The following is a 21,797-nucleotide window of genomic DNA, read 5'->3' on the forward strand; positions in this document are numbered from 1 at the left end:
CGGGTAATTGCCGCTTCTTCGCGGATCAAACATACCATTTCCAGACGCTGCGCGTGTTTTCGGATATCCCCTTTGGCGGCGCGGACACGTCTGAGGTGCTCGCCACGATCAGCAAGATTCACGAGGGCGATGCGGTGAGCTGGTACGCCGCGTGGTCCGCGATGGCGCAACGCAACGCAGCGCGTGCGGAAGCCTGCCTGGACCGGATAAGCTGCGGGATGGCGTGGCTTCGCGCTCATAGCTACTGGCGTACCGCTGAATTCTTGCTGGAACCCGGCGATCCGAGGCGCCTGCTCGCCTGGAAGGAGCAGGTCGATGCGTTCGACAATGGCCTGGCGGCGCTGGACGTCGCTCATCACCGGTTCGACGTCCCGTATGGGACCGGCAATTTGCGAGCAATATTTTATCCCGGTCCCGCCGGATGGGAGACGAAGCCGCTGATCGTCCTCGTCGGCGGTTACGACTCCACGCTGGAGGAGCTGTACTTCGTCCTCGTCAAAGCCGCCTACCTTCGTGGATTTGGTGTCCTGACCTATGAAGGCCCCGGCCAGGGGGCCGCCCTCCGCCAATTCGGCATGACATTTACCCATGAATGGGAACATCCCAACGGGGCGGTGCTCGACGCCTACCTCGCCTCGCATCCCGCACCGCCAAAGCTCATTCTGATCGGCATGAGCATGGGCGGCTATCTAGCCCCCCGCGCCGCCGCCTTCGATGACCGCATCGATGGGGTCGTTGCTTACGACGCCGTCTACGACATCGGCGAGTCAGCCAGAATTATCGCAAATGCACGAGCCGACCCGGCAACCGCGCTAGCGCCTGAGATCGTCTGGGCAATCGACAACGCGAAATGGGCGATGGGGCTTACCGCACCGGAGGCGCTGGTAGAAACATTCGAGCCCTACACGATGGCGCCGATCGCGAGCCGGATTTCATGCGACGTCCTCGCTCTTGCTGGCATCGATGATCATTTCTTTCCTGCCACGCAAGCCGAGCAGCTCGTGACCGCCTGCCGGAGACGATCGGCCCGACTACCGTCGATGCGGAAGACGACGAGGAAGAAGGCCTCGCCTCGCTGCTACCGGCATTCCGCGATCACCGTCTGGCAATGTTGCTCTTGTGGTTCCTGCTGCTGGAAGTCTCGGGAAGCTGGGTTGAAGCCGTGCTTCCCTTATATGCGCACGACACAGGGACGCTCACGCCGTCCGGCGTCGGCCTGCTCTTCACCTATGCGGCAGGCCTTGTCGTGACCGCGCAGATGCTGGTCAGTCGTATCACAGCGAACCGCTCGGCACTGTCGCTTGCGCTGTCCGCAGGCGCCGCCTTCGTGCTGGCGTTCGGCGTGCTGATCTTCGCCGCCGGTCTCGCCGGACTGGTCGTGGCGCTCACTCTCTTCGCTTTCGCTGATATGCTGGTCGGGCCGCTCGTTCCGACCGCCGTCAGCCAGCTAGCGCCGCCCCGGCGTCGCGCTAGCTACATGGCCGCCACGTCGGTGGCGAATGATCTCAAAGATTCGCTGGGGCCGGCGACGGGGACGGCACTCTACGCCCTGTCGGCACGGCTTCCTTGGATCGTCGGCATTCCCCTCGCCGCCATCGCCGCGATCGGCCTGGGCGGCGCATTGGTCCGGCGGTCACCCGACGGCGTCCCGTCTCCTCGAACGTCGACGCTCCCGCCCGCCGATCGCTGAGACGCCAAACCCAGGCATTTGCGGCCCAAGCTCGACTGACCTCCTTTTGGGTCATTCGAGGCAACGCGGACGATGAGGCGCTTGCGCTGCAAAGCGTACTCGATGGTATCGAGTTGCCGGCCGGTGAAGGCTTTGTCTGGATCGCGGCCGTCGGTGGAACTGCTCTCCTGTTCGCTGTCCTTACATCGCCGCTGCCCGTCTATGCAGCGCAGCAGAATACGTCGGTGAGTCCAAACATCGTCCAGAGCTATGACAGTTGCAAATCCTGGTTTGTCGCCTGCGACAACGGACTGCATTGCATCGCCAAAGGCATTTCCGAGACCTATCAGGGCGCGGAGATCGACGTCGATCGCAATGCCGGTCCGACCGGGAGACTGTCCCTGTCGATCCGCGCAGACAGGAAGTTCTCGCTACGCAACATCAGGATCGATGGAAAATCAGTCGGACTTTCGGCTGCAGCATGGAAGGTCGACACCTCCGAGGACTCGACGACGGTGTCGAGCGACGACCTGGTGGCGATCCGCCAAATCGTTGCCAGGCTGCGTAACGCGTCGAAGGTGACGCTCGGCGGCGATGCCGAGGTGTCGCTCGATGGCTTTGCCGCCGCTATGCTGCGGCTCGACGACCGGCAGGGGCGCGTCGGCGGCGTGACAGCGATCGCGCGATACGGTCCGCTGCCCGCATCGAGCGTGCCGGATACGCCGGCGCTGCCGCGCATTCCGAACCGACCGATCTCGGCCACTCTGTCCCAGGGTGAAGCCGAACGGCTGATCGCGGCAGTCCGCGCGGATCAGAAGGCCGTCTTCGCAAAGGAAGATTGCGAGGCGGATACGATGTCCATGGAGCCCGAAGCTTATGCGCTCGACGAGAGGCAGGCACTCATCCTCATTCCCTGCATCATGGGTGCCTATCAGGGATCGTCGCTCGGCTTCATCGCATCGCGCGCCGGCGGCCAGGCCATGAGCTGGCGGGGCGTCTCGAACCGGCCGAGGTCACCAATCGTCGCCATGAAGATCACCGCCGAGATCATGTCGAGGCCGCGCATGACCCGCAGCGCTTCCACCAGTGGCGCCATCGACCACTCCGGCAGCATCGCCGTGATCCTGCCCTCGAGCTGGTCGCGGCGGTCCTGCGCCGTCCAGACCGCCTCGACATAATCCTGGAAGACAACCTGATGCGGCTTCTGCTCGAAGGTCTGGAGACCCAGCCATTGCCGGTGTGGGCCAGCCGCCGGCGCGTCTTCAGGACAGAGCAAGAGTGCAACGCGGGAAAACGAGAACGCGCGCACCCTGACCGGCTTCGCCAGAAGCTGGCAGTGTGCGCTCCCTTGATCACGCGTACCGCTTGGGGTGTTGCGGGGGTGGGCCCCCCGCAGAAGGGGTACGGCCAGACCTTGGCTGACCGTCTGGAGAAGGCTTTCCCCATATGATAGTGGCTATGAAGCTTCGATCCGGCCCCTCCCGCGATCGTGACCGCGATACAAAAGCTTGGTCATTGCATGTAAATACCGAGGAATTATATCATTCCGCGTGGAAACGACGACTCATCGAGAACGGGCCCTGGCAGTCGTCCGGCACTGCGGCATCGCGCGCGGCCGCGATTTCGACGCGGCCGGGGTCACGCGCGCCACCCTACAGCGGCTGCGCGACGAAGGCGTCCTCCAGCAGGTCGGCCGCGGACTCTACAAGCTGGCCGATGCTGACGTCGACAGTGCGACGAGCCTAGCCGAGGCCGTGCGCATCCAGCCGCGCGGAATCATCTGCCTGCTCTCGGCGCTGCAGTTCCACGAGCTGACCACCCAGACCCCCCATGCGGTATGGATGATGCTCGGCCAAAAGGACTGGGCACCGGTCAATCCATCCGTGGCGCTGAAGATCGTTCGCGCGAGCGGCGAAGCGCTGACAGCGGGCGTGGAGACACAGGTCATCGACGGCGTTCCCGTGCCCATCACCGTACCGGCCAAGACCGTCGCCGATTGCTTCAAGCACCGCAACAAGATCGGTATCGACGTGGCGGTCGAGGCCCTGCGCGATTTCATGAAGTCCCGGCCCCGGCCGGACCTCAATGCGATCTACCGTTATGCGCAGCTCGATCGGGTCCAATCGGTGATCCGGCCCTATCTCGAAGCGATGACATGAGCCGGCCGCCGAAGAACATGGCGATGTCGGTGCGCGACCGGCTGACGGCGCGGGCGCGCGAACGTCGGGAAAACGCACAGCTGCTCATGACCCGATACGTCATCGAACGTCTGCTCTTTCGCCTGAGCCTGTCGCCGCACCGCGAGCGGTTCGTCCTCAAGGGCGCGATGCTGTTCAGCCTGTGGACGGCAGCCCCCTATCGCGCCACCGGCGACCTCGATCTGCTCGGCATGGGCGAGAACGCACCCGAGCAGCTCGCGGCGATCTTTCAGGAAATCCTCGCGGTGACGGTCGATGACGACGGAATCGTGTTCCGGCCCGAAACCCTCCGCGCAGCCGCAGCCCGCGCCGAGGATGAATATTCCGGCGTACGTATCGACTTCGTCGCCGAACTCGCAGGCGCGCGCCTGCCGATGCACGTCGATATCGGCTTTGGCGACGCGATCACTCCGGGCGCGATGGCGCTCGGCCAAGGCGGAAGCTTCGACGGCGAGTGGCCCAGCGGAGGTCCGTGGAAGGCAAAGTGATTGATGCAAAAGCCGTGCGGTTGCGATACCGATGACCTACTATGCCCATGCGCCGCAGTCGGTGAAAACATTGATGGCAGAGAGGACTAAATCCCGACATTTGCGCGCTCTATTAAGCATCCAAATTTCGGTTCCCCGATTCATGTTGTAGGCATGCCAATTGAAATGACTTTGGCTTGAAGTGAGCCTGACATCCAAAATTGCCTCGCATAACCGCGAGTTTAACTCTGAGCGATCATTTCTGAAAAAGCCAAGTCGCGCCAATGCCGCAGATGTTATCGTATGCTGATTGCGGGATTGACCAGTCCGCCTTTTCGACGTCTTCTAGCGAAATGACTCCCTCAGATGGCCTAACCGATAGCTCGCTAGGGCCGGATGGGGAGGAAGTCTGCGCCTGTGGCGACCCAGCCTGCCCCGGGCCGATACGCTATCATTGGCCGTTCAAGATCAACGCCGAGGCCTTCGAGGACGGTATTGTCGGCTGGATGTCGGTTCGCACGACTTCGTGGGAATGGGACGGCGAACGGACAGATCTGCACGACGTCTTCAGCCTTCTTTGGGGCATGAATCTTCGCGTGCGCGACGTCACTTCCGTCGGGCTTCTGACCGAACTCAATCCCGCTATCGACATCGACAGCGAAGTCTATGCGCGTCTTCTGGTGCCGTTGCAGGCCGGCACACTATCAGCACTCGAGTCCAAGGAGTACTTTAAGGCGCTCGGGCGCGAGAGCTTCGCCGTCCACGATCTCGCCCAGGCCGTGCTCGGATTGATGCCGCTTGAGGACCCGTCGCGTGCGGCTGGCGCGACCTACAAGCCTGAGCCGCGTTGGATGTCGGCGGTGAAGCGCAACCTTCGGCTGCCGGACTGGCGCGAATACGAGTTCAGGCGGCGGACGGCTCCGGACTGGAGAGCGTTCACCTCGACCCGGCGTGGAGTGAGCGTCGTCGAGTTGGGCCGCCGCAAAATGGACGTGCTACGCGACGCGTTCTCGTCATATCGGCCTCGAACAGCCGATGCAGCGGATCACTTGGCGTTTCGCACCGATGCGCTCGTCAACGCGGTGCCGAACGCGACGATGCGCCGCGCCTTCCGACTCCTGGCGGCGGTCGAGGGTGAAACACGCGGCCCGGTGACGATACCGTTTGAGTCGCACGTAGTGGTGCTTGGGCGGAAGACATTCGTTGCCCTGAGGCAGCCCTGCGGCGCCGGCGTTTTCGAGCAGAGCCGGACGGTGGCGGAAACAGAGCGCGTCGCGCGCGACGACGTGTTCCTACGCACCGAGACCTACACGTGGCGCACCCCGCTGGACCCGAGCCGTTTCGAGGAGCTCGTGGGTGAGATCCTCGAGCGGGAGCCCGGAATGCACTTCATCCGCCAGATTGGCGCCACTAACGAACCGGATGACGGTCGCGACTTCATGGCGGAGTGGACCGTGCCGCCGAGCGGCGCCGTAGTCGAGGGTGTCACTGACGGGATGCCGCTCATGCAACGCCGGCATGTCCTGGTGCAGGTCAAGATCAGGGGGCGTGGGGTGTCCAAGCAGGACATGCCCGACATCCGTGACACGCTGGAGCATCATCGCTGCTCCGGGCTGATGCTGGTTGCCTTCCCCAACATCACGGCACAGTTCGCGAACCGCCTGTTAGCGTTGAGGCGTAGTGGCAGATTCTGGATCGACTGGTGGCAGCGGGGTCAGATCGAGCAGCGACTGCGTCAACATCCCGACATAGTTCGCAGGTTTGCGGATCTCGTGACCGTGAACCGTCCCTGACCGCGGTAGGTTGGATTAGCTAACCGTCAGCTTCCCGGGTGACGAATGAAGCAATCGGAGCTTCGTTCACTTTGCTCGCGGGGGAGTGGCACGACTAGAATTAATTGCTCGTGACTGGCCCGACGCTTGAGACGCCGACAACCGTCTGCGGGATTTCAGCTCGCTGGCCGGTGCGTTTCCAAGTAGAACTCAATAATGCGCAAACCCTTTGACCTGATGGACCAGATGGGCAGATTCGCCGCCGACAGGAAACTGTCCCTGACGGCGCCGGAGGCCAAGGACGTCTTCGCCGAGCACGTACGGCAGTCGACGGGCATGGGACTTGCCGACCAGGCGCTGCTGCACGGCCAGAGGACAGAGGCCATGTTCGAAGCTCTGCTGGTCAGCCTCGGGCGCTTCAAGCTCCTCACCCCTGAGGACGGCGGCCGCGTGTTTCCAGAGGGCGAGTTCCTCGCCCCTGATTTCCGTGTCGTACTGGCCGACGGGCGCCAATGGCTGATCGAGGTAAAAAACGTCTACGAAGCGGACGCCTTCGGCCAGAGGCGCTCGCTGATGAACCGAGCATATCACGATAAGCTGGCAGCATATGCCTCCGCCACCAGAGGCGAACTGAAGCTGGCCGTGTTCTGGGCCAGGTGGTCCGTCTGGACGCTCGTCTCCCCCGAACGACTGATGAACGCTGACGGCGACCTTGAACTCGACATGGCCAAGGCCATGACAGTTGACGAGCTCGGGGCGCTTGGAGACATGACCATCGGTACCCGTGCGCCATTCAGGTTTAGGCTCGCGGCGGACCCCGCGCGGACGAAACCAATCGGTCCGGATGGCGAGACAACGGTCGTGTTCTCCGCGTCCCAGCTATTTTCGGAAGATCGAGAGATAACAGACCCCGTAGAACTGGAGATCGCCTGGACCCTCATCCAGCACGGCGAATGGGTCGAACAAGAGCCAACGCCGATTGTCGACGGCGACAACCTTCTGGCGATGGAATTCAGCTGGGCACCGCGCGAGGACGACGAGGGCAAGGGTTTCGGGTTCATCGGTAGGCTCAGCCGCATCTTCGCACGATACTACGCCGCCCATACGCTCGAAGAGGGCAGCGTCATTCAGCTGCGAGCGCCGCTCAGGCCGAACTGGTTCACCCCGCTCCATGAACACGATCACCAGAGCAAGGCGCTACCTCTATGGCGGTTCACGTTGCAACCCAACTACGGTGGCGCGACCGACGCGCCACCCCCACCGGGCGAGATTGACTGAGGCGCCGCGTGCCCCGCCGCCGGTGTGCAACCATACGGGCCAGGGGCCGCGTGGCCGCGGAATTTGCATCCATCGCATTTTTCTGCGATGCACCGGTAATGGCGTATCCAGGGGGCAAGGGTCGGGCGTATCAGAGGTTGATCAACCTCATGCCCCCGCATGACGTCTTTATAGAGACCCACCTAGGCGGTGGGGCCGTCATGTTGCATAAGCGCAGGGCGTCCAGGAACGTCGGGGTCGACGCCGACGACGCCGTTATCGCTCGGTGGAGGGCCCGGGCCGATCCGACGGTCGAGCTATTCCATGGTGACGCCGCCGACTACCTCACGCGCTACCCGCCTGTCCCGACGGCCCTGGTGTTCTCAGACCCACCATACTGGCCGGGAAGCCGCCGCCGGGCGCGCTGCTATTCCTGCGACTACACTGAGGACCAGCACCATCGGCTGCTGGATGTCCTGAAGGGACTGTCGTGTCCGGTCATGGTCACCGGCTACGCCAGTGAAGAATACGACGTGGCGCTCGATGGCTGGCATGCCACCGAATACCCCAACTGCACGCAGACCGGACTGGTGACCGAGAAGGCCTGGACGAACTTCGAGCCCCCGGTCGTCCTTCACGACTATGATCACCTCGGCATGGACTTCCGCGAGCGGGAAGCGCTAAGGCGCAGACGCAAGTCACATGTCAAAAAGCTCCAACGCGCGACGGCGATGGAGCGGAACGCAATTTTCGCCGATCTGGCCGATGCATTTCCCGACGAACTGAAGCTGGCGGCCAGGAGGTTCGATCGATGACCGCAATCTACCTGGACCACCAGGCGACCACCCCGACCGATTCGCGCGTCCTGGAGGCGATGCTCCCTTGGATGTCGCGCCCGGCCAATCCCCACGCGATCCACAGCTTCGGCCAGGACGCCGCGGAAGCCGTCGAGACGGCGCGTCAGCAGATCGCCGGACTGGTGGGGGCCGATGCTCGACAGGTCTTTTTCACTGGTGGTGCAACGGAGGCCGCGAACATTGCGATCCGTTCGCTCCCCGCGGGCTCGCGTGTCCTCGCCAGCCCGATTGAGCATGCCTGCGTGACCGAGACGCTGGCAAGCATGGGCAACAGCCTGGACATCGCCTACGCGGAGATCGACGGAGAGGGACTCCTCGACGCCGACGCCATTGCGGACCAGGCGGTCGGCTTCGACGCCGTGGTGGCGATGGCGGTGAACAACGAGATCGGCACCGTGCAGCCAATGCCGGAGATCGGGAGTGCCTGCAGGCTCGTCGGCGCCGCCCTGCTCACCGACATAACGCAGGCGGCGGGGCGGATCCCTGTCGACCTGCGGGCCTGGGACGCGCAGGCGGCCTGGCTATCGTCGCACAAGATCTACGGACCACAGGGGATCGGTGCGCTGGTATGGCGCGACACGCGCCCCCCGCAACCGCTGTCCACCGGCGGCGGGCAGGAGCACGGCGTGCGACCGGGGACGGTGGCGACCGCCCTCGCGGTGGGGTTCGGCAAGGCCTGCGAACTTGCCGCGGCCGAGATGGAGCGGGACAGCCGGCACGCGGCGGCACTGGCGGAAAGATTCCTGGATGCCATCCGGCGCGAGCATCCCGACGTAGTCGTGAACGGCTCAGCGGAACGGCGCATCCCGCACAACCTCAACCTAGCGTTCGAGGGCGCCGACGCCGACCACCTCATGGCTCTGCTGCCCGGGCTGGCGATATCGACAGGCTCCGCTTGCAGCGCCGGCGCGATCGGCACCTCGCGCGTTCTGATGGCGATCACTTCCGAGGCCATAGCGGCCAGCTCGATCCGCGTCGGCTTCGGCAGGTCGTCCACCATCCAAGAGGTGGACCAAGCGGCAGAGATGATCAGCGAGGTCGTCAGGGGATTGACGGCCGGCGCGCTTAAGAAGGTTGGATGACATGGCGACGGTAATCGAAACCGTGATGGCGCGGAACGACGACCGGGGACGCGCCCGCGTCTTCTCCGGGCACGAGTCCTTCGCGGTGCGATACGGCTGGCTGCCAAAGCTTTACGAGGCAGTCATACGGGATCCGGAGCTGTTCAGGGACGACGAGCACGCGATCCTTTCGCTGGGACTGGGAAAGAACATGGTCCGTTCGGTCAGGTTCTGGGGGGAGGCGTTCGGCGTCACGGCGACCGAAGGCCGCATCGTTCGGCCGACCGAGTTCGGCCGGCGGCTGCTGGATCCCGACCTTGGCGCCGATCCCTACCTGGAGGACGCGGACTCGCTGTGGCGGCTTCACTGGCAGATCACAGCGCACGGGGGTCTGGGGGCCTGGACAGCCGCGTTCCTGAGCGTGACCGACGTGGAGGTCTCGCGCCAGCGGCTGCTCGAGCTGATCGTCGCCTCCGCCAGCGCGGGCCGAAGCGGCATCAATCCCGGCACTGCGGCGGCGCATCTGGACATCCTGCTAAAGACCTACGACGCCGCGACAGACAGGGGCGCGCCCGTGCTCGAGGACACCCTCGGTTCGCCCTTCCAGGAACTTGACCTGCTGCGCACCGTCAACCCGGGTGGTATCCCGACCATGCGGCTTAACCGGGGCCGCAAGCGCGGGATCGGGGGACCGACGCTGGCATTCGCGCTCGCCGACCACTGGCGGTTCGCGGCGCCGGGCTCGAAGGCGTTGACGATGCGCTCGATCATGCTCGACAAAGTATCGCCCGGTTCCGTGTTCCGGCTCGACGAGGTCACTATGCACGAACTGCTCGAGGACGTGTGCATCCGTTCAAGGACGCTCACGCTCAGGAACGACGGCGTGGGTGGCCTGGAGCTGGTGTGCTCGAGGGGTTCGGGCCCGGACGAATTGGAGAAGGTCGCATGGTGAGCCGCGTGGAAAAGCCGATCGCCGACCGGGTATCCCTGTCGCGCCGCTATGTCCGCTCGACCGATGTCACGCGCGACCTTGCGGACCCGCATGCCCTCGACGGCTACATTATAACGTCCTCGGCACGCTCGGCGCTTCAGCGGCTGGCGACCGGCCTATCGGGCACGTCCACCCAACGAGCTTTCCGGGTCACCGGCCCCTATGGCAGCGGCAAGTCATCCTTCGCGCTCCTGCTGTGCAGGCTCGCCATGGGCGGAAAGGTTGCAAGGGACATTGCCGTCTCCGCCGGCGTGCCAGAGGCCGCAGAGCTGGCGGACCACGAGATCGTTCTCATGGGGGGCAGGAGGACCAGCTTCGCCCGCGATCTGCTCACCACCGTGCGCGCGCATGCCGAAGTGCTCGAGCTGAACGGCGTCGCCTCAGCGGCGGCCGAAGCCTTGGGGGGAGCTGACCCGGGGGTCGCCGCACGTTCGGCCGTCGATGCGCTGGAGGCACTCTCGCGTGCGACGATGTCCGCCAGCGGCCGACGGACGCTGCTCTTGGTAGACGAGATGGGTCGCTACGTCGAGCACGCGGCGGCGAACCCGCGCACCGAGGATCCGTCGCTCTTCCAACAGCTGGCAGAGCGCGCCGGCGGCAACGGTGGCGCGCCCCTCGCGGTGATCGGCATCCTCCACCACCGGTTCGCGGAATACGTCGCCGCGCTCGGTGGCTTGGCCGAGGCGGAATGGACGCGCTCCGCGGACAGGTATGAGGAGATACCGTTCGGCGACAGCCTGGAGCAGACGATCCACCTCGTCGCCGGCGCCCTGCAGACGAGCAAGGCCCATAGCCAGGCAGTCGAGGCGCGAGCGCGCGACCTCTATGTTCGCGCATTCGAGCTCGGTGCGCTGAGCGGGGACGCGACGGACGCGCTGCGGGTGGCGCAGGGCCTCTATCCCCTGCATCCCGCCGCGCTCGCCGCCCTCGCGGTCGCGGCACGGCGCGTCGGCCAGAACGAGCGGTCGATTTTCGGCTTCCTGCAAACGCTCGAGCCAAGCGGCTTCCAGCGCTTCGTTCAGGCGACGCCATACGGTCCGGACAACTGGTATCGGCTGCCGCAGTTGTTTGACTACTTCGCCGCGCAGGGCAGCATCCGGTTCGGCTCCGCCGACCGAGAGCGCCGCTGGCACCTGGCACTGGACGCCATCGCCCAGGTCGAGCCGGAAAGCGTGGAAGCAGACGTCGTCCGCTCGGTCGCGCTACTGGCCGTTCTCGAACCAATCCAGTCCCTGAGGGCGACTACTACGTCACTGGCTTGGGCACTGGGCCAGGAAGAGGCGACCGTGAGCGATGCGCTGGAGGGCCTCGCCGCGAAAGGGCTCGTCTACCGGCGTCCCCAGGCTGGCGACTACAGCCTCTGGTCGCGCTCCAGCGTTGACCTCGACCAATGGCTGGAGGAAGCGCGCATCCGCGTCCCGAGCACGGACAGATTGGACCAGGCGATGGCAACACTGCCGGCGCCACGCCCGCTTGTAGCGCATGCCCACTACCAAAGAAGCGGAACGCTCCGGGCGTTCTCGGTCAGCCTGCGCGCCGCGCTGGACGACACACCGATCTCGATACCGGGCACGCATGACGGAGTCGTCGCGGTGCTCGCGGCGCATCCGCAGGACGACATGGCGGAGATCCACGAGCGCGCGCTCAGCCTGTCGGCCGATGCGGGCGTACTGGCGCTGGTGCACATCCACCGCGTCGTGCCGGGCGACCTCGAATGGGCGGACCGGTTGCGCCAATGGCGCTGGGTCGCCGAGAACTGCGCGGAGCTGCGCGTAGACGACCTGGCGCGCGCTGAGGTTACCGCCCGTATCGCGCAGGCGGAAGCGGCCCTAGCCGACACGTTCGCAGCGCTGGCGGCCCCGGGCGGGTCGGACTGGATTCAGGACGGCGCGGTCGTCGAGATCGCTGGTCGCGGGGCGCTCAGCCGCCGCATCAGCGACACATGCGACGACGAGTTCCGTTTCGCCCCGATCCTGAGGAACGAGCTGATTAACCGCTCGAAGCTGTCTACGGCGGTCGCGAGCGCGCGCATGCGGCTCCTAGAGACGATGCTCGAGAACGAGGGCAAGCCGATGCTCGGCCTCACGGGCGCACCGCCGGAGCGCACGATCCACCTCGCCATGTTCGCGGCCAGCGGAATGCATCGCGAGGTTTCGCCGGGTGAATGGAGGTTCGTCGCTCCCGAGCCCGGCCACGATCTTCGCTGGCGGCCGATATGGGACCGGCTGGGCGAGATCCTGAAGGGCGGCGCTCCAGTCACGTTCGACAGGATCGCCACGCTCTTGGCGGAGGCACCCTGGGGTCTCCGTGCGGGGCCGTCGCTTCTCCTAGTGACCGCCTACATGCTGCACCACCGCAGCGAGATCGCGCTGATGGAGCGCAACAGCTTCGTCCCCGAGCTAACCAGCGCGCACTTTATGCGCCTGGCGAAGAACCTCGGCCACTTCGCGTTGCGGGCGATCGGTGGCAACAACGAACGCACCGAGGTGCTCGAGCGCCTGTCCGCCGGTCTGGCACTGCCGACGGACATCCCGCGGCCCGCAGCCGAGGTAAAGTCAGTCGTCGAGGCGCTGTATCGCTGGTTTAGCAGGCTTCCCGACAACGCGCGGATCAGCGGCAAGGCCTCGCCACTCGCGCAACGAGTCCGCACCGCGCTCTCGAAGGCGCGAGACCCCCTCGACACGGTGTTCGATCAGTTGCCCCGTGCCTGCAAGTGCATCGGCGAGGACGGTCGGATCGACGCGGCGCTCTATGTCGAGCAGCTGTCCTCGGCTCTGGAGGAACTCGCCGACATCGATCCGACGCAGCGCCGGCTGGCGGCTGCCTCGCTCGCCTCAGCCTTCGGCCAGCGTGACGCCGCGGCGGTGCGGACGCGCATCGAGGTCGAGTTCGGCCCCCTGCGCGGCGAACTCACCGACTACCCGCTACGCCAGTTCGTCGATCGCGCGCTCGGTGGCGAGCAGGCGGACGACCGGTGGCTCGACGGCATTGCCGGCATGATCGCCGGACGTCGGATCGAGAACTGGGACGACGGTTCGCTCGACACGTTCTCGTTCAAGGCCCGCGAGATGGCCGGACGCCTGTCGCGCTGGCTATTCCTCAAGGAACGGGCGGCCAAGAAACGCACGCAAATGGTCAGCCTTCACATGATGACCACCTCGGGCGAGGAGCGGGCCGTCGTGGTCGAAGGCGGACGGGTGGACCCCGACCAGGTCGATCAGGTACGTAGGTCGCTTGCTGGCGTCGATAACCCGGCTGGGGTGCTCGCCGAATTGCTGGCCGAAATGATCGATGCCCAGGAGGCGAAGGTAAGCACATGACCCAGGTCAGACACGTCCTCAGCCTTTCCGGCGGCAAGGATTCCGCCGCGCTCGCGATCTACATGCGCGACCGCGTCCCCGACATGGAATACATCTTCTCCGACACTCGCAAGGAGCTGAAGGAAACCTACGAGTATCTCGAGCGCATCGAGGACTACCTGGGGGTTCGCGTCAATCGGCTGAACGCCGAACTGGGTTTCGACCACTGGTTGGACGTCTACGGTGGGATGATACCTTCGAACCACCGCCGCTGGTGCACGAAGATGCTCAAGCTCAAGCCCTTCGAGAACTTCATCGGCGACGATCCGGTAATCAACTACGTCGGGCTGCGGGCGGACGAAAACCGCTCAGGCTACATCAGCCACAAGGAGAACATCACCCCCGCCTATCCCTTCCAGGAAGATGGGCTGAAGCTGCCCGACATTGAGGAGATCCTGCGGGTATCCGGCGTTGGCATGCCGCCCTACACCAAGTGGGGCCGGAGCCGTTCAGGGTGCTTCTTCTGCTTCTACCAGCAGAAGATCGAGTGGGTCCGCCTCAAAGAAACCTACCCGGACCTCTATGAGCAGGCTAAGGGCTACGAGCAGGTCTACGAAGGCAGCGGCAACACCTTCACCTGGAGCGAGCGTGAGAGCCTTGCGGAGCTGGAGCGGCCGGAACGGATGCAGGCGATCAAGGATGAGCACCGCCGCCGTCAGCTCGCGAAGGAGGCACGCGGCGACAACCTCACGCTCGAGCAGGTCTTCGCGAGGGCTGAGCGCACCGACGAGGAGGACGGCGAAGCCTGCCTCATCTGCACACTTTGACTTCAGAGTAGCGCAGATTCCGTTCGGGTTCTGCTCGCCAGCTAAGTGTTTACGAATTAGGCTTAGTAGCTGCGGGAAGCAGCTAAGGGGGATGATTGCCGTTTAAGGTATCAGCGCGGATGATCCTCGAACTCGGCGCCGAGCTTATAAGCTCGGATGCCGTGGCGCTGTATGAACTCGTCAAGAACGGCATCGACGCCGGTTCCGACGAGGTCGAGATCGAGATGCAGGTCGTCCTGCGACGATCCGCCTTCAACGAAGCGCTGGAGGACATCGAGGCCGGCGAAGAGGTGGGCGAGGTCCGCCGCGGAGTGATACGGCAGCTCGAAACCGGCGCCCCGGCGATTGCCCGCCGCGCCTTTCAGCGCGCGCTGGAAGGCGCGGGCGACGACCCTGACGACTTCGAGACCGTGCTCCGGGAAGCCTTCCACGAGCACAACTGGCTGGAAGTCCGCGACACCGGACATGGGATGACGGCCGCCGATCTGGAGGAGAAGTTCCTCACAATCGGGACACGCTCGCGGCGATCGCAGAAGGTCGACGACGATGGAAGGTTCATCCAGCCTTCGCGAACCATCCTGGGTGACAAGGGCGTCGGCCGTCTGTCCGCAATGCGTCTCGGCGACCACATGATCGTTACAACGAGCACCTCGGGCGAGCGGTATGAGAACCTGCTCGACATCGACTGGGACCGCTTCTCCCACGAATCTCGCCTTCTGATCGGCGAAATCGAACTCGCGCCACACCGCGGCGAACGCAAGACGGATCCGCGCATCTGCGGAACGACGATTACGATCCGCAATCTGCGCGGTGACTGGGACGCTGCAACCTTCCGCGAGATGGTCGAAGGCCAGTTCCGCCGCACCGTCGATCCGTTTCCCACTTCGCGCCGGGAACCAGGCTGGCGCGATCCTGACGAGATCTTCGACTTTAGGTTCAACGGCCGTCGCCAGGACATCCCGGCGCTCCCGCAGTGGCTGCTCGACCAGGCCCACGCCGTCGTCACTGCCGAATATTACATCCGTCGCGATGGGTCACCTCGCCTCCGCGGTGACATCGAGTATCGGTTGCGGGGCCGCCAGAAACAGTTCGAACTGATCGAGGCCGAGCTGATCAGCCTCACCGACCCGATAGCGGATCGCCAGATCCGCACCGGGCCGAGGACGCTGCGCGAACTCGGTCCCTTTAAGATCCGCTTCTACTGGTACAACCGCCGCATCCTGAAGGAAGTGCCGGAGCTGAACAAGAAGCGCGGCGACGTGCTCGACGAGGTCAACGCCTGGGCCGGCGGCCTCATGGTGTTCCGCGACTTCTTCCGCATCCCACCCTACGGCGGGCAGGACGACGACTGGCTTGAGCTCGACAAGAAGGCGCTGTCCGCCCGAGGGTATAAGGTCAACCGCTCTCAGATCATCGGATCGGTGAATCTCACCGCCCGCAATCACCATCTGGTCGAGCAGACCAACCGTGAGGGCTTCGCCGACAATCCTTTCAAGCAGGTGCTGGTCGGAATGCTCAGGCACGTGCTGATCTCTGAATTCCGCCAATTCATCGAGAACGTCGACAAAGAGAAGAAGCTGATCGACGACACCACGACCGACGACCTGGACGAGCGGATCGCAGCGACGAAGGAGGGCATCGCGCGGAAGCTGCTCGAGCTGCGGAAGGCCGCGCCGCAGGCGACCCCGACGATCAACCAGCTTGAGCAGATGACCACCGAACTCGCCCGCCACATCGACCACGCGAAAGCGATGGCGCGGGAATATGAGGACGACCGCTCCAAGTTCGTCCACCTGGCCGGCATTGGGCTGATGGTCGAGTTCATCCTCCACGAGATCGGACGAAGCTCGGCGCGCGCGCTCGACGCGATCGGCGACATCGACGAGGATCTCCTCGGCCGGACAGACATAGCTGCGCTCGGGACGCTGCAGGACCAGCTGTCGACGCTCGCCAAGCGCGTCGACACGCTCGACCCGCTGAGCACGTCACGCCGCCAGACCAAGTCGACCTTCGACATCATGGAAGTGGTGAACCAAGTCGTCGACGGCCGCAGCCAGCAGTTCGCGCGACATGGGATCGCGGTCGAGATCACGGGACCGCGGCGACCCATGAAGATCAAGGCCGTGCGCGGCATGCTGATCCAGATCATCGAGAACCTGGTCGAGAACTCAGTCTACTGGCTCAAGGTCGAGGGTCGCCGCCAACGCGGCTTCCAGCCACGCATCCAGATTGAAGTCGATGCAGGTGCGCGTGAACTGCGGTTCAGCGACAATGGGCCGGGGATCGCCCAATCGAGCGCGGAGGAGGTCTTCGAGCCATTCAAGACGTCGAAGCCGCCTGGCCAGGGCCGAGGTCTCGGCCTCTACATCTCGCGCGAGCTCGCGCGATACCACGACTGGGCCCTATCGCTCGACACGGACGAGCTCAATGAGGACGACCGCCTTTCCACATTCGTGCTTGAGCTGGGTGATTCGAAATGACCACCGCGCTCCTCAAGGATGCCTGCGACGAGCACGGAATGAACCGCGTCGCGATGATCGACGACGTGTTCGACGCCCCGGATCCTAAGCGACTTGACCGCGAGCGTTATCGCGCTTTCCGTCGCATCTATAACGATGACGAAGTCATGCGCCGCGCGGTGAGTCGCGTCGCCGGCGTGGCGGCGCCCGAACTGCCGCCGTTCGAGGAACTGCAAGAAACCGACCTTGACCCGGTGTGGCGCGCCATATGGAAGCCCCGCGTTGGCGGGCGCCGCCTTGCCGTGAGGACGACCGGGCTGATCCAAGAACTCTTCACCGGGCATGGTCATGATGCCCTCGGCATGCTCGACCTTGTGATCCAGATGCTCGATCTATTCAGGGTCGACCTCGCGAGGACCGTCACTGTCCACGGCACCTCCTTCGATGCCGAGGAGCTCGCTCGCACCGACGTGGTGCTGGTCGACTTCTACCTGGGTCAGAACCTCACCTTGGCGCAGGCGCTTGAGAAGTCGACGGACGCGGTGGCCGAGATCGTCGGTGCCGCACGCGCAGCGGGACGCGCGACGCCATCGTTCCTGCTCGTCTCCAGCAAGGCCGAGGAGATCGACCAGAAGGTCTTCCGCACGAAGGCGCAGCTCATGAAGAGCCGGTTCCGCCTGTTCCCAAAGCAGAAGCTGACCGCTGACAACATCGCAGAACTTGTCAACCTCCACGACCTGATCGAGGCATCGCCGCAGGCGGCCGTCGTCGAAAGCCTTGTGGAAGACTGGAAGTCGGGAGCGGCGAAGGCGGTCGACGCCGTTTTCGGGCAGATGATGGAGCTCGACATCTCCGACCTCATCTACTTGGACTTCTTCCGGCTAACGCGGGAGGGCGTAACGGTCGGGAACTACTTGCGGTGGTTCATGACGTCTTCCCTGGCCGCCGGCGTGACACGTGAACTGAACAAGGGCGTGTGGGCCAGCGGGGAGAAGACCAGGCTCTTCGCCATCGACGAAGCAGGTCTGCCTCCGCAGGCGGGGCCCCTCGCCAAGACCTACGACGGCCCGACGAGCGCGATCGCCGACGCATATGGCGACCTTCTGTTCGACGAGAGCCGCGGTTCCGGTCCGAATGCCTTCCCGGCACCACTTCCCGCCAACGACCTCGTCGAGGGCGATCTATTCGTCAAGCCCAAGGCCGATGGAGGGACATCCCTCGACGGTGCCCAAGTGCTGTTGGTCATGACGCCAAGCTGCGACCTGCTGCAGCGACTGCCGAACCAACCGCCGAAGGCTGGAAGCGTCCTGATGCTTCCTGGCGAGATGCGCCGGATCAAGCGAGACGTCGACGGCAAGGTTGTAGAGCAAGATACCGACTTTATCAGGGTAAAGGAGGGCAATTCGTGGCAGACGTTCCACTTGGCGTGGAGGATGGCCGACCCCGTCGCATTGAGCTGGCAGGAGATGAGCACCGACGGCCCGGGAGAGGGCTATAGGCGTCTGGGTCGGATACGTGAGCTATACTTCCACAAGGTCCGAGAGAAGTTCGCGGGCAAGCTGACCCGCATAGGCACCGAGGTCCCTCCGCTCTTCCCGCGACCAAAGGCGGGAAAGGTGTTCGTCCGCCGGACGACGGCGAAGAATTCCGAATACGACGAGGTCCTAGCCGTGGGGGTGGACGCTGGCGAGCTCTGGGAGTTTGGGCAGGTCAAGCTCGCCGAGCTCAAGGACGGCAAGATCCAAGATGGGAAGGCCATGCTCCTGTATCAGGCCAGTCGCGGCATGCTCGAGCGATTAAAGGCTGCGCTCGAGGCTGTGGGCGAAGGCGACGATGCGAAGCACGCCGCGGCCCAGGACGCTCTTGGCCTGATCAACCAGATGCCGATCTACATCAGCCTCGTACGGCCGCTAAAGCCAGGACCGCGCGGGTCTGACGGCCAGATCGAGGTGCTCGCGGCGGCGGAAACGGCTGACGATCCGAAGAAACAGGCTAACACCCGCGCGCGGATTTTGGTCATACCGCTGGCGGACTGACGCGAGCGCGCAGCGAGAATAATCCGGGTCCAGGCCGGCCGCCGCCCGAGCATTGCGACGCAGCGCGAATGGCGAAATCTCGGTTCAGCCAGTCAATGATCCGCGCCATCGGGAGTCGCGTGCGCCACCCAAGAATGCGTCAGCCGACCGCGTCGATCAGGTCCGCGGTGTCGAAGTTGAGTAGGAACTGCGCGTAGGAAGAGTTGAAGACGTCCGACACGTAGTCGGCGACATCGACGTCTTCGCCCTCCGCGCCTTCGCCGCGGCGGAGGTCGTATTTCCGCGACTTAGTCGTCGCGAACAGAAAGAGCGTGTGGAAATAGACGGCACTAATGTAGCGCCGCTCCGCCAACTCGATCGCTTCGGAGGACCGAGCGCCCGAGTTGAAGTCCTTCAGCACCCTGCTGTCGACGTTGACGTAGATGCGCGCGAGCTTGTCGTCGTCGACGAACGGATAAACCACGACGTCGTGGTTCATCTCGATGCCCGCCTCGTTGATCTCATCCCACGACTTGAGGCCCGCCCCGCCGTCCCGGGAGCACAGCACGAGCTCAGGGATCCCCAACGGCGGCTCGACGTCCGGCTCCTTGCGCGGCGGAAGGCGCTCCGGATCGGTGATACGGACGAGGACCGTCTCCGTCAGGTCGCCCTGCGGGCTCGTCAACGTCGCCACCAACTCGACGGTATCGCCTACCTTCATCTCCACAGTCGCGCGGATGCCGACCTTGATAGTGCCCTCCAACGGACTCGTCCGGACGACGTCCAGCAAGTCACCCTCGGCGCTTGGATCGGGCTTGCCACCGCCACCACGGCCGCTCGCAGAGGGCCGCATGATGGCAAGCGACAAGTCACCAGGATCGTCGGTGCGGTCGAAGAAGTCGTTCTCGACGTCAGTCGCGAAGGCGATGGTGCGGCTACCACCAGCAGGCAGCCGATAGAGCTTCAGCCCACCCTCCTGCGCGTCACCGCCCTTGGCCTTGAAAGCGGAAGGATAGCGCTGGGGATGGAAGGGCGGCACCTCGCGAGGCTCGCGCTTCTGTCGCTGCGGTTCCTCGCGCGGCTTCTTGTCCGCCGTGCCGGGCTTCTCCACCGAGATGTTGAATGTCTGGCGCAGGATCTTGGTCAGCGCGTCGTTCATCGGCATGTTGCGCGTGAGGTCACGGAGCATCTGCCCCGCATCGCCACTGTCCACGCCTAGGCTCGACTTGCGGCGCTTCGATATCTCCCTGAGCTCGCTCGCGAGCAGCATGTCGCGCAGGTGCTTGCGGATCGTGTCAGCCTTGTCGCCGGACTTGAGGCGGTCGCGCGACGCCATGAACAGCTCGTTGCGGACCGCGAGGTGCAGGTTTGAGCAATCGACGTGGACGAGCAGGTAATCCTTGAGCAGCGGCATCTTGAGCGTCCGTGTGACGAACTCGGAAGTGTATGATCCGTGAACCTGGCCGTTCAGCGAGAAGAGCACTGTCATGCCGTTCTTGAAGTATTCGCGCTGGACGTATTGCTTGGTCTCCTTAACGCCCTGTCCACGGGAACGCGCCTTGAACACATAGACGGTGACGCCGAGCTCCCCGAGTTTCGCCGTCCGCGATACTTCGGAGAAGTGCGCCTCGACGGTCTCAGTGTCCGCCTCCAGGCGGCGCTTCAGGCCGTAGACCGGCGTCACGGGCGCCCGGTTGTCCGGATAGCGTTCGTTGTTATCGACAGTAAGGAACGGCAGCGCCGGCTCAAACAGGAACTCGTTGAGGCTGAGGTTGAGGTCGCGCGAGATGATCGAGCGCGCCCCCTCCGGCAGCCGGTAGGAATACATCTTCAGGATCGATCCGGTCCGGAAGGTGCGACCCTCCAGGCCGATGTCGAGCTCGTCGATATCGACCGCGGGCACCTCCCCGTCGAACACGAGATACTCATACCAGGTGTTCTTGCGGTTGGCGGCCTCGGCCAGTTCGGGCGGATGCCGGCGAAGAAGGGTGAAACCTAGCGGATGCTTGTCGTCGTAGCGCTTGCTTGCGACCAGCTGGAAGCGACGGTCGCCGCAGAACGCGATCGCGCCGGCACCACCCATGTTGTACTTTCCCTGCACGAAGTGGACGTCGTTCTTATTGCCACGCAGGAGCGAAAGAAACGTGCGGGAAAAGTCCTCCGGGGCCTGTCCGACCCCGTCATCGTAGACAAGCAGCGACGTGTCCCGACGCGGTCCGCTGGCGACTATCTGCAGATCGCGCGCCTGTCGACGGCGGGCATCGCCTAGATCCCAGTTGCGGTGGTCGGGGAAGTAGCGGTCAAGCGCCTCACGGACGCTGCGGGGCGCCTCGATCGAACGGATGTCCAGCCCGGCCTGCAACACCTTCTTCTCAAGGATGGCGTCGATGCCGTTCGTGATCTTTTCGACGAGCGCGGGGACTGGGTGCGCTTGCTGGTTCTCAACCACGCCGTAGAAGGACTCGTTGTCGCCATAAGGGGTCCACTTCGTTGGGTCGATCGTTAGCCCCTCCGCGTCCAAAATCCCTTGGACCTCGTCCTCGGTGCCGGCCGCTAGCAGCCGCATAAATAGCTCGCGCGTCGGCATTCGCCCCCCTTGCCATTGAGTTATGATCAGAGCGCCATACTTCGTCAAATAACCTTAAATTGCCCATGCGGCTTCGTAACGGTAACGAAGGCTATATGCCTGCCGAGTTCGAATCCGTGCGGCGCCATTTTCCCTGGCGGTCAACCTTGAGCGCCTGCGAATCAATGTCCATCATACTCCACTCGCGGATATTAGCGGAACGCCATGCGCAGGAGCTACACAACTAGCGCTTTTGATTTCGTTTACTCACTGTTCGACTGCACTCTGCGTTCGCCATCAAGGCAAACGTGGGGCGGCTTTTGAGATCAGTGGGATCATTCCTGAATGGCCGAGATTGG

General features: G+C 64.1%; 14 protein-coding genes and 2 pseudogenes. 14 read left to right on the forward strand and 2 right to left on the reverse strand.

The annotated features are described in order from the left end of the window. Positions 1–218 precede the first annotated feature (218 nt). The 3 genes and pseudogenes from PBT88_RS03455 to PBT88_RS21115 all read left to right on the forward strand — a co-directional run. Positions 219–920 (forward strand): annotated as a pseudogene (locus PBT88_RS03455) (alpha/beta hydrolase family protein); the annotation flags it as partial. Between the two features lie 188 nt (positions 921–1,108). Further along, positions 1,109–1,690, forward strand: a complete 582-nt coding sequence (locus PBT88_RS03460) for an MFS transporter (RefSeq protein WP_270077842.1) — start codon at positions 1,109–1,111, stop codon at positions 1,688–1,690. 224 nt (positions 1,691–1,914) lie between these two features. Next, positions 1,915–2,589, forward strand: a pseudogene (locus tag PBT88_RS21115) (DUF1176 domain-containing protein); the annotation flags it as partial. An 11-nt stretch (positions 2,590–2,600) separates the two neighbouring features. Here the strand turns inward: PBT88_RS21115 and PBT88_RS21120 are convergent. Then, a complete protein-coding gene (locus PBT88_RS21120; protein ID WP_407696550.1) occupies positions 2,601–2,783 on the reverse strand; it encodes a transposase in 183 nt (60 codons plus the stop codon). A gap of 436 nt (positions 2,784–3,219) precedes the next feature. On the opposite strand from PBT88_RS21120, the gene PBT88_RS03470 reads away from it, so the two are divergent. The 11 genes from PBT88_RS03470 (at position 3,220) to PBT88_RS03520 (ending at position 18,893) form a co-directional block, all read left to right on the forward strand. Then, positions 3,220–3,828: a type IV toxin-antitoxin system AbiEi family antitoxin domain-containing protein gene (locus tag PBT88_RS03470; RefSeq protein ID WP_270077844.1), complete on the forward strand. Its 609-nt coding sequence runs from the start codon at positions 3,220–3,222 to the stop codon at positions 3,826–3,828. After that, positions 3,825–4,355, forward strand: a complete 531-nt coding sequence (locus PBT88_RS03475) for a nucleotidyl transferase AbiEii/AbiGii toxin family protein (protein ID WP_270077845.1) — start codon at positions 3,825–3,827, stop codon at positions 4,353–4,355. Before PBT88_RS03470 ends, PBT88_RS03475 begins: the two co-directional genes overlap by 4 nt. A gap of 485 nt (positions 4,356–4,840) precedes the next feature. Continuing rightward, the gene (locus PBT88_RS03480) at positions 4,841–6,127 is read left to right on the forward strand and encodes a hypothetical protein (RefSeq protein WP_270077846.1); all 1,287 of its coding nucleotides are present in this window, start codon (positions 4,841–4,843) and stop codon (positions 6,125–6,127) included. A 195-nt stretch (positions 6,128–6,322) separates the two neighbouring features. Continuing rightward, positions 6,323–7,384, forward strand: coding sequence for a hypothetical protein (locus PBT88_RS03485; RefSeq protein WP_270077847.1), 1,062 nt, complete (start codon positions 6,323–6,325; stop codon positions 7,382–7,384). Positions 7,385–7,482: 98 nt separating this feature from the next. Continuing rightward, positions 7,483–8,178 carry a DNA adenine methylase gene (locus tag PBT88_RS03490; protein ID WP_270077848.1) on the forward strand — a complete coding sequence of 232 codons (696 nt, stop codon included), beginning with the start codon at positions 7,483–7,485 and terminating at the stop codon, positions 8,176–8,178. After that, on the forward strand, positions 8,175–9,302 hold the full coding sequence (locus PBT88_RS03495; protein ID WP_270077849.1) for a cysteine desulfurase family protein: 1,128 nt from the start codon (positions 8,175–8,177) through the stop codon (positions 9,300–9,302). Before PBT88_RS03490 ends, PBT88_RS03495 begins: the two co-directional genes overlap by 4 nt. Before the next feature lies 1 nt (position 9,303). Continuing rightward, on the forward strand, positions 9,304–10,233 hold the full coding sequence (locus PBT88_RS03500; protein ID WP_270077850.1) for a DUF4007 family protein: 930 nt from the start codon (positions 9,304–9,306) through the stop codon (positions 10,231–10,233). After that, positions 10,227–13,592: a hypothetical protein gene (locus PBT88_RS03505; protein ID WP_270077851.1), complete on the forward strand. Its 3,366-nt coding sequence runs from the start codon at positions 10,227–10,229 to the stop codon at positions 13,590–13,592. Before PBT88_RS03500 ends, PBT88_RS03505 begins: the two co-directional genes overlap by 7 nt. Continuing rightward, positions 13,589–14,398, forward strand: coding sequence for a phosphoadenosine phosphosulfate reductase family protein (locus PBT88_RS03510; RefSeq protein ID WP_270077852.1), 810 nt, complete (start codon positions 13,589–13,591; stop codon positions 14,396–14,398). Before PBT88_RS03505 ends, PBT88_RS03510 begins: the two co-directional genes overlap by 4 nt. Before the next feature lie 119 nt (positions 14,399–14,517). Further along, complete coding sequence (locus PBT88_RS03515) at positions 14,518–16,878, forward strand: sensor histidine kinase (RefSeq protein WP_270077853.1); 2,361 nt, start codon at positions 14,518–14,520, stop codon at positions 16,876–16,878. Then, positions 16,875–18,893 (forward strand): hypothetical protein, encoded by a 2,019-nt coding sequence (locus PBT88_RS03520; RefSeq protein ID WP_270077854.1) that lies wholly within the window; start codon positions 16,875–16,877, stop codon positions 18,891–18,893. Before PBT88_RS03515 ends, PBT88_RS03520 begins: the two co-directional genes overlap by 4 nt. Positions 18,894–19,032: 139 nt before the next feature. Here the strand turns inward: PBT88_RS03520 and PBT88_RS03525 are convergent, their stop codons facing one another. Beyond that, positions 19,033–21,459, reverse strand: a complete 2,427-nt coding sequence (locus PBT88_RS03525; RefSeq protein ID WP_270077855.1) for a hypothetical protein — start codon at positions 21,457–21,459, stop codon at positions 19,033–19,035. Positions 21,460–21,797 lie beyond the last annotated feature (338 nt).

The sequence above is a fragment of the Sphingomonas abietis genome (assembly GCF_027625475.1).
In the GTDB taxonomy this organism is placed as follows: domain Bacteria; phylum Pseudomonadota; class Alphaproteobacteria; order Sphingomonadales; family Sphingomonadaceae; genus Solisphingomonas; species Solisphingomonas abietis.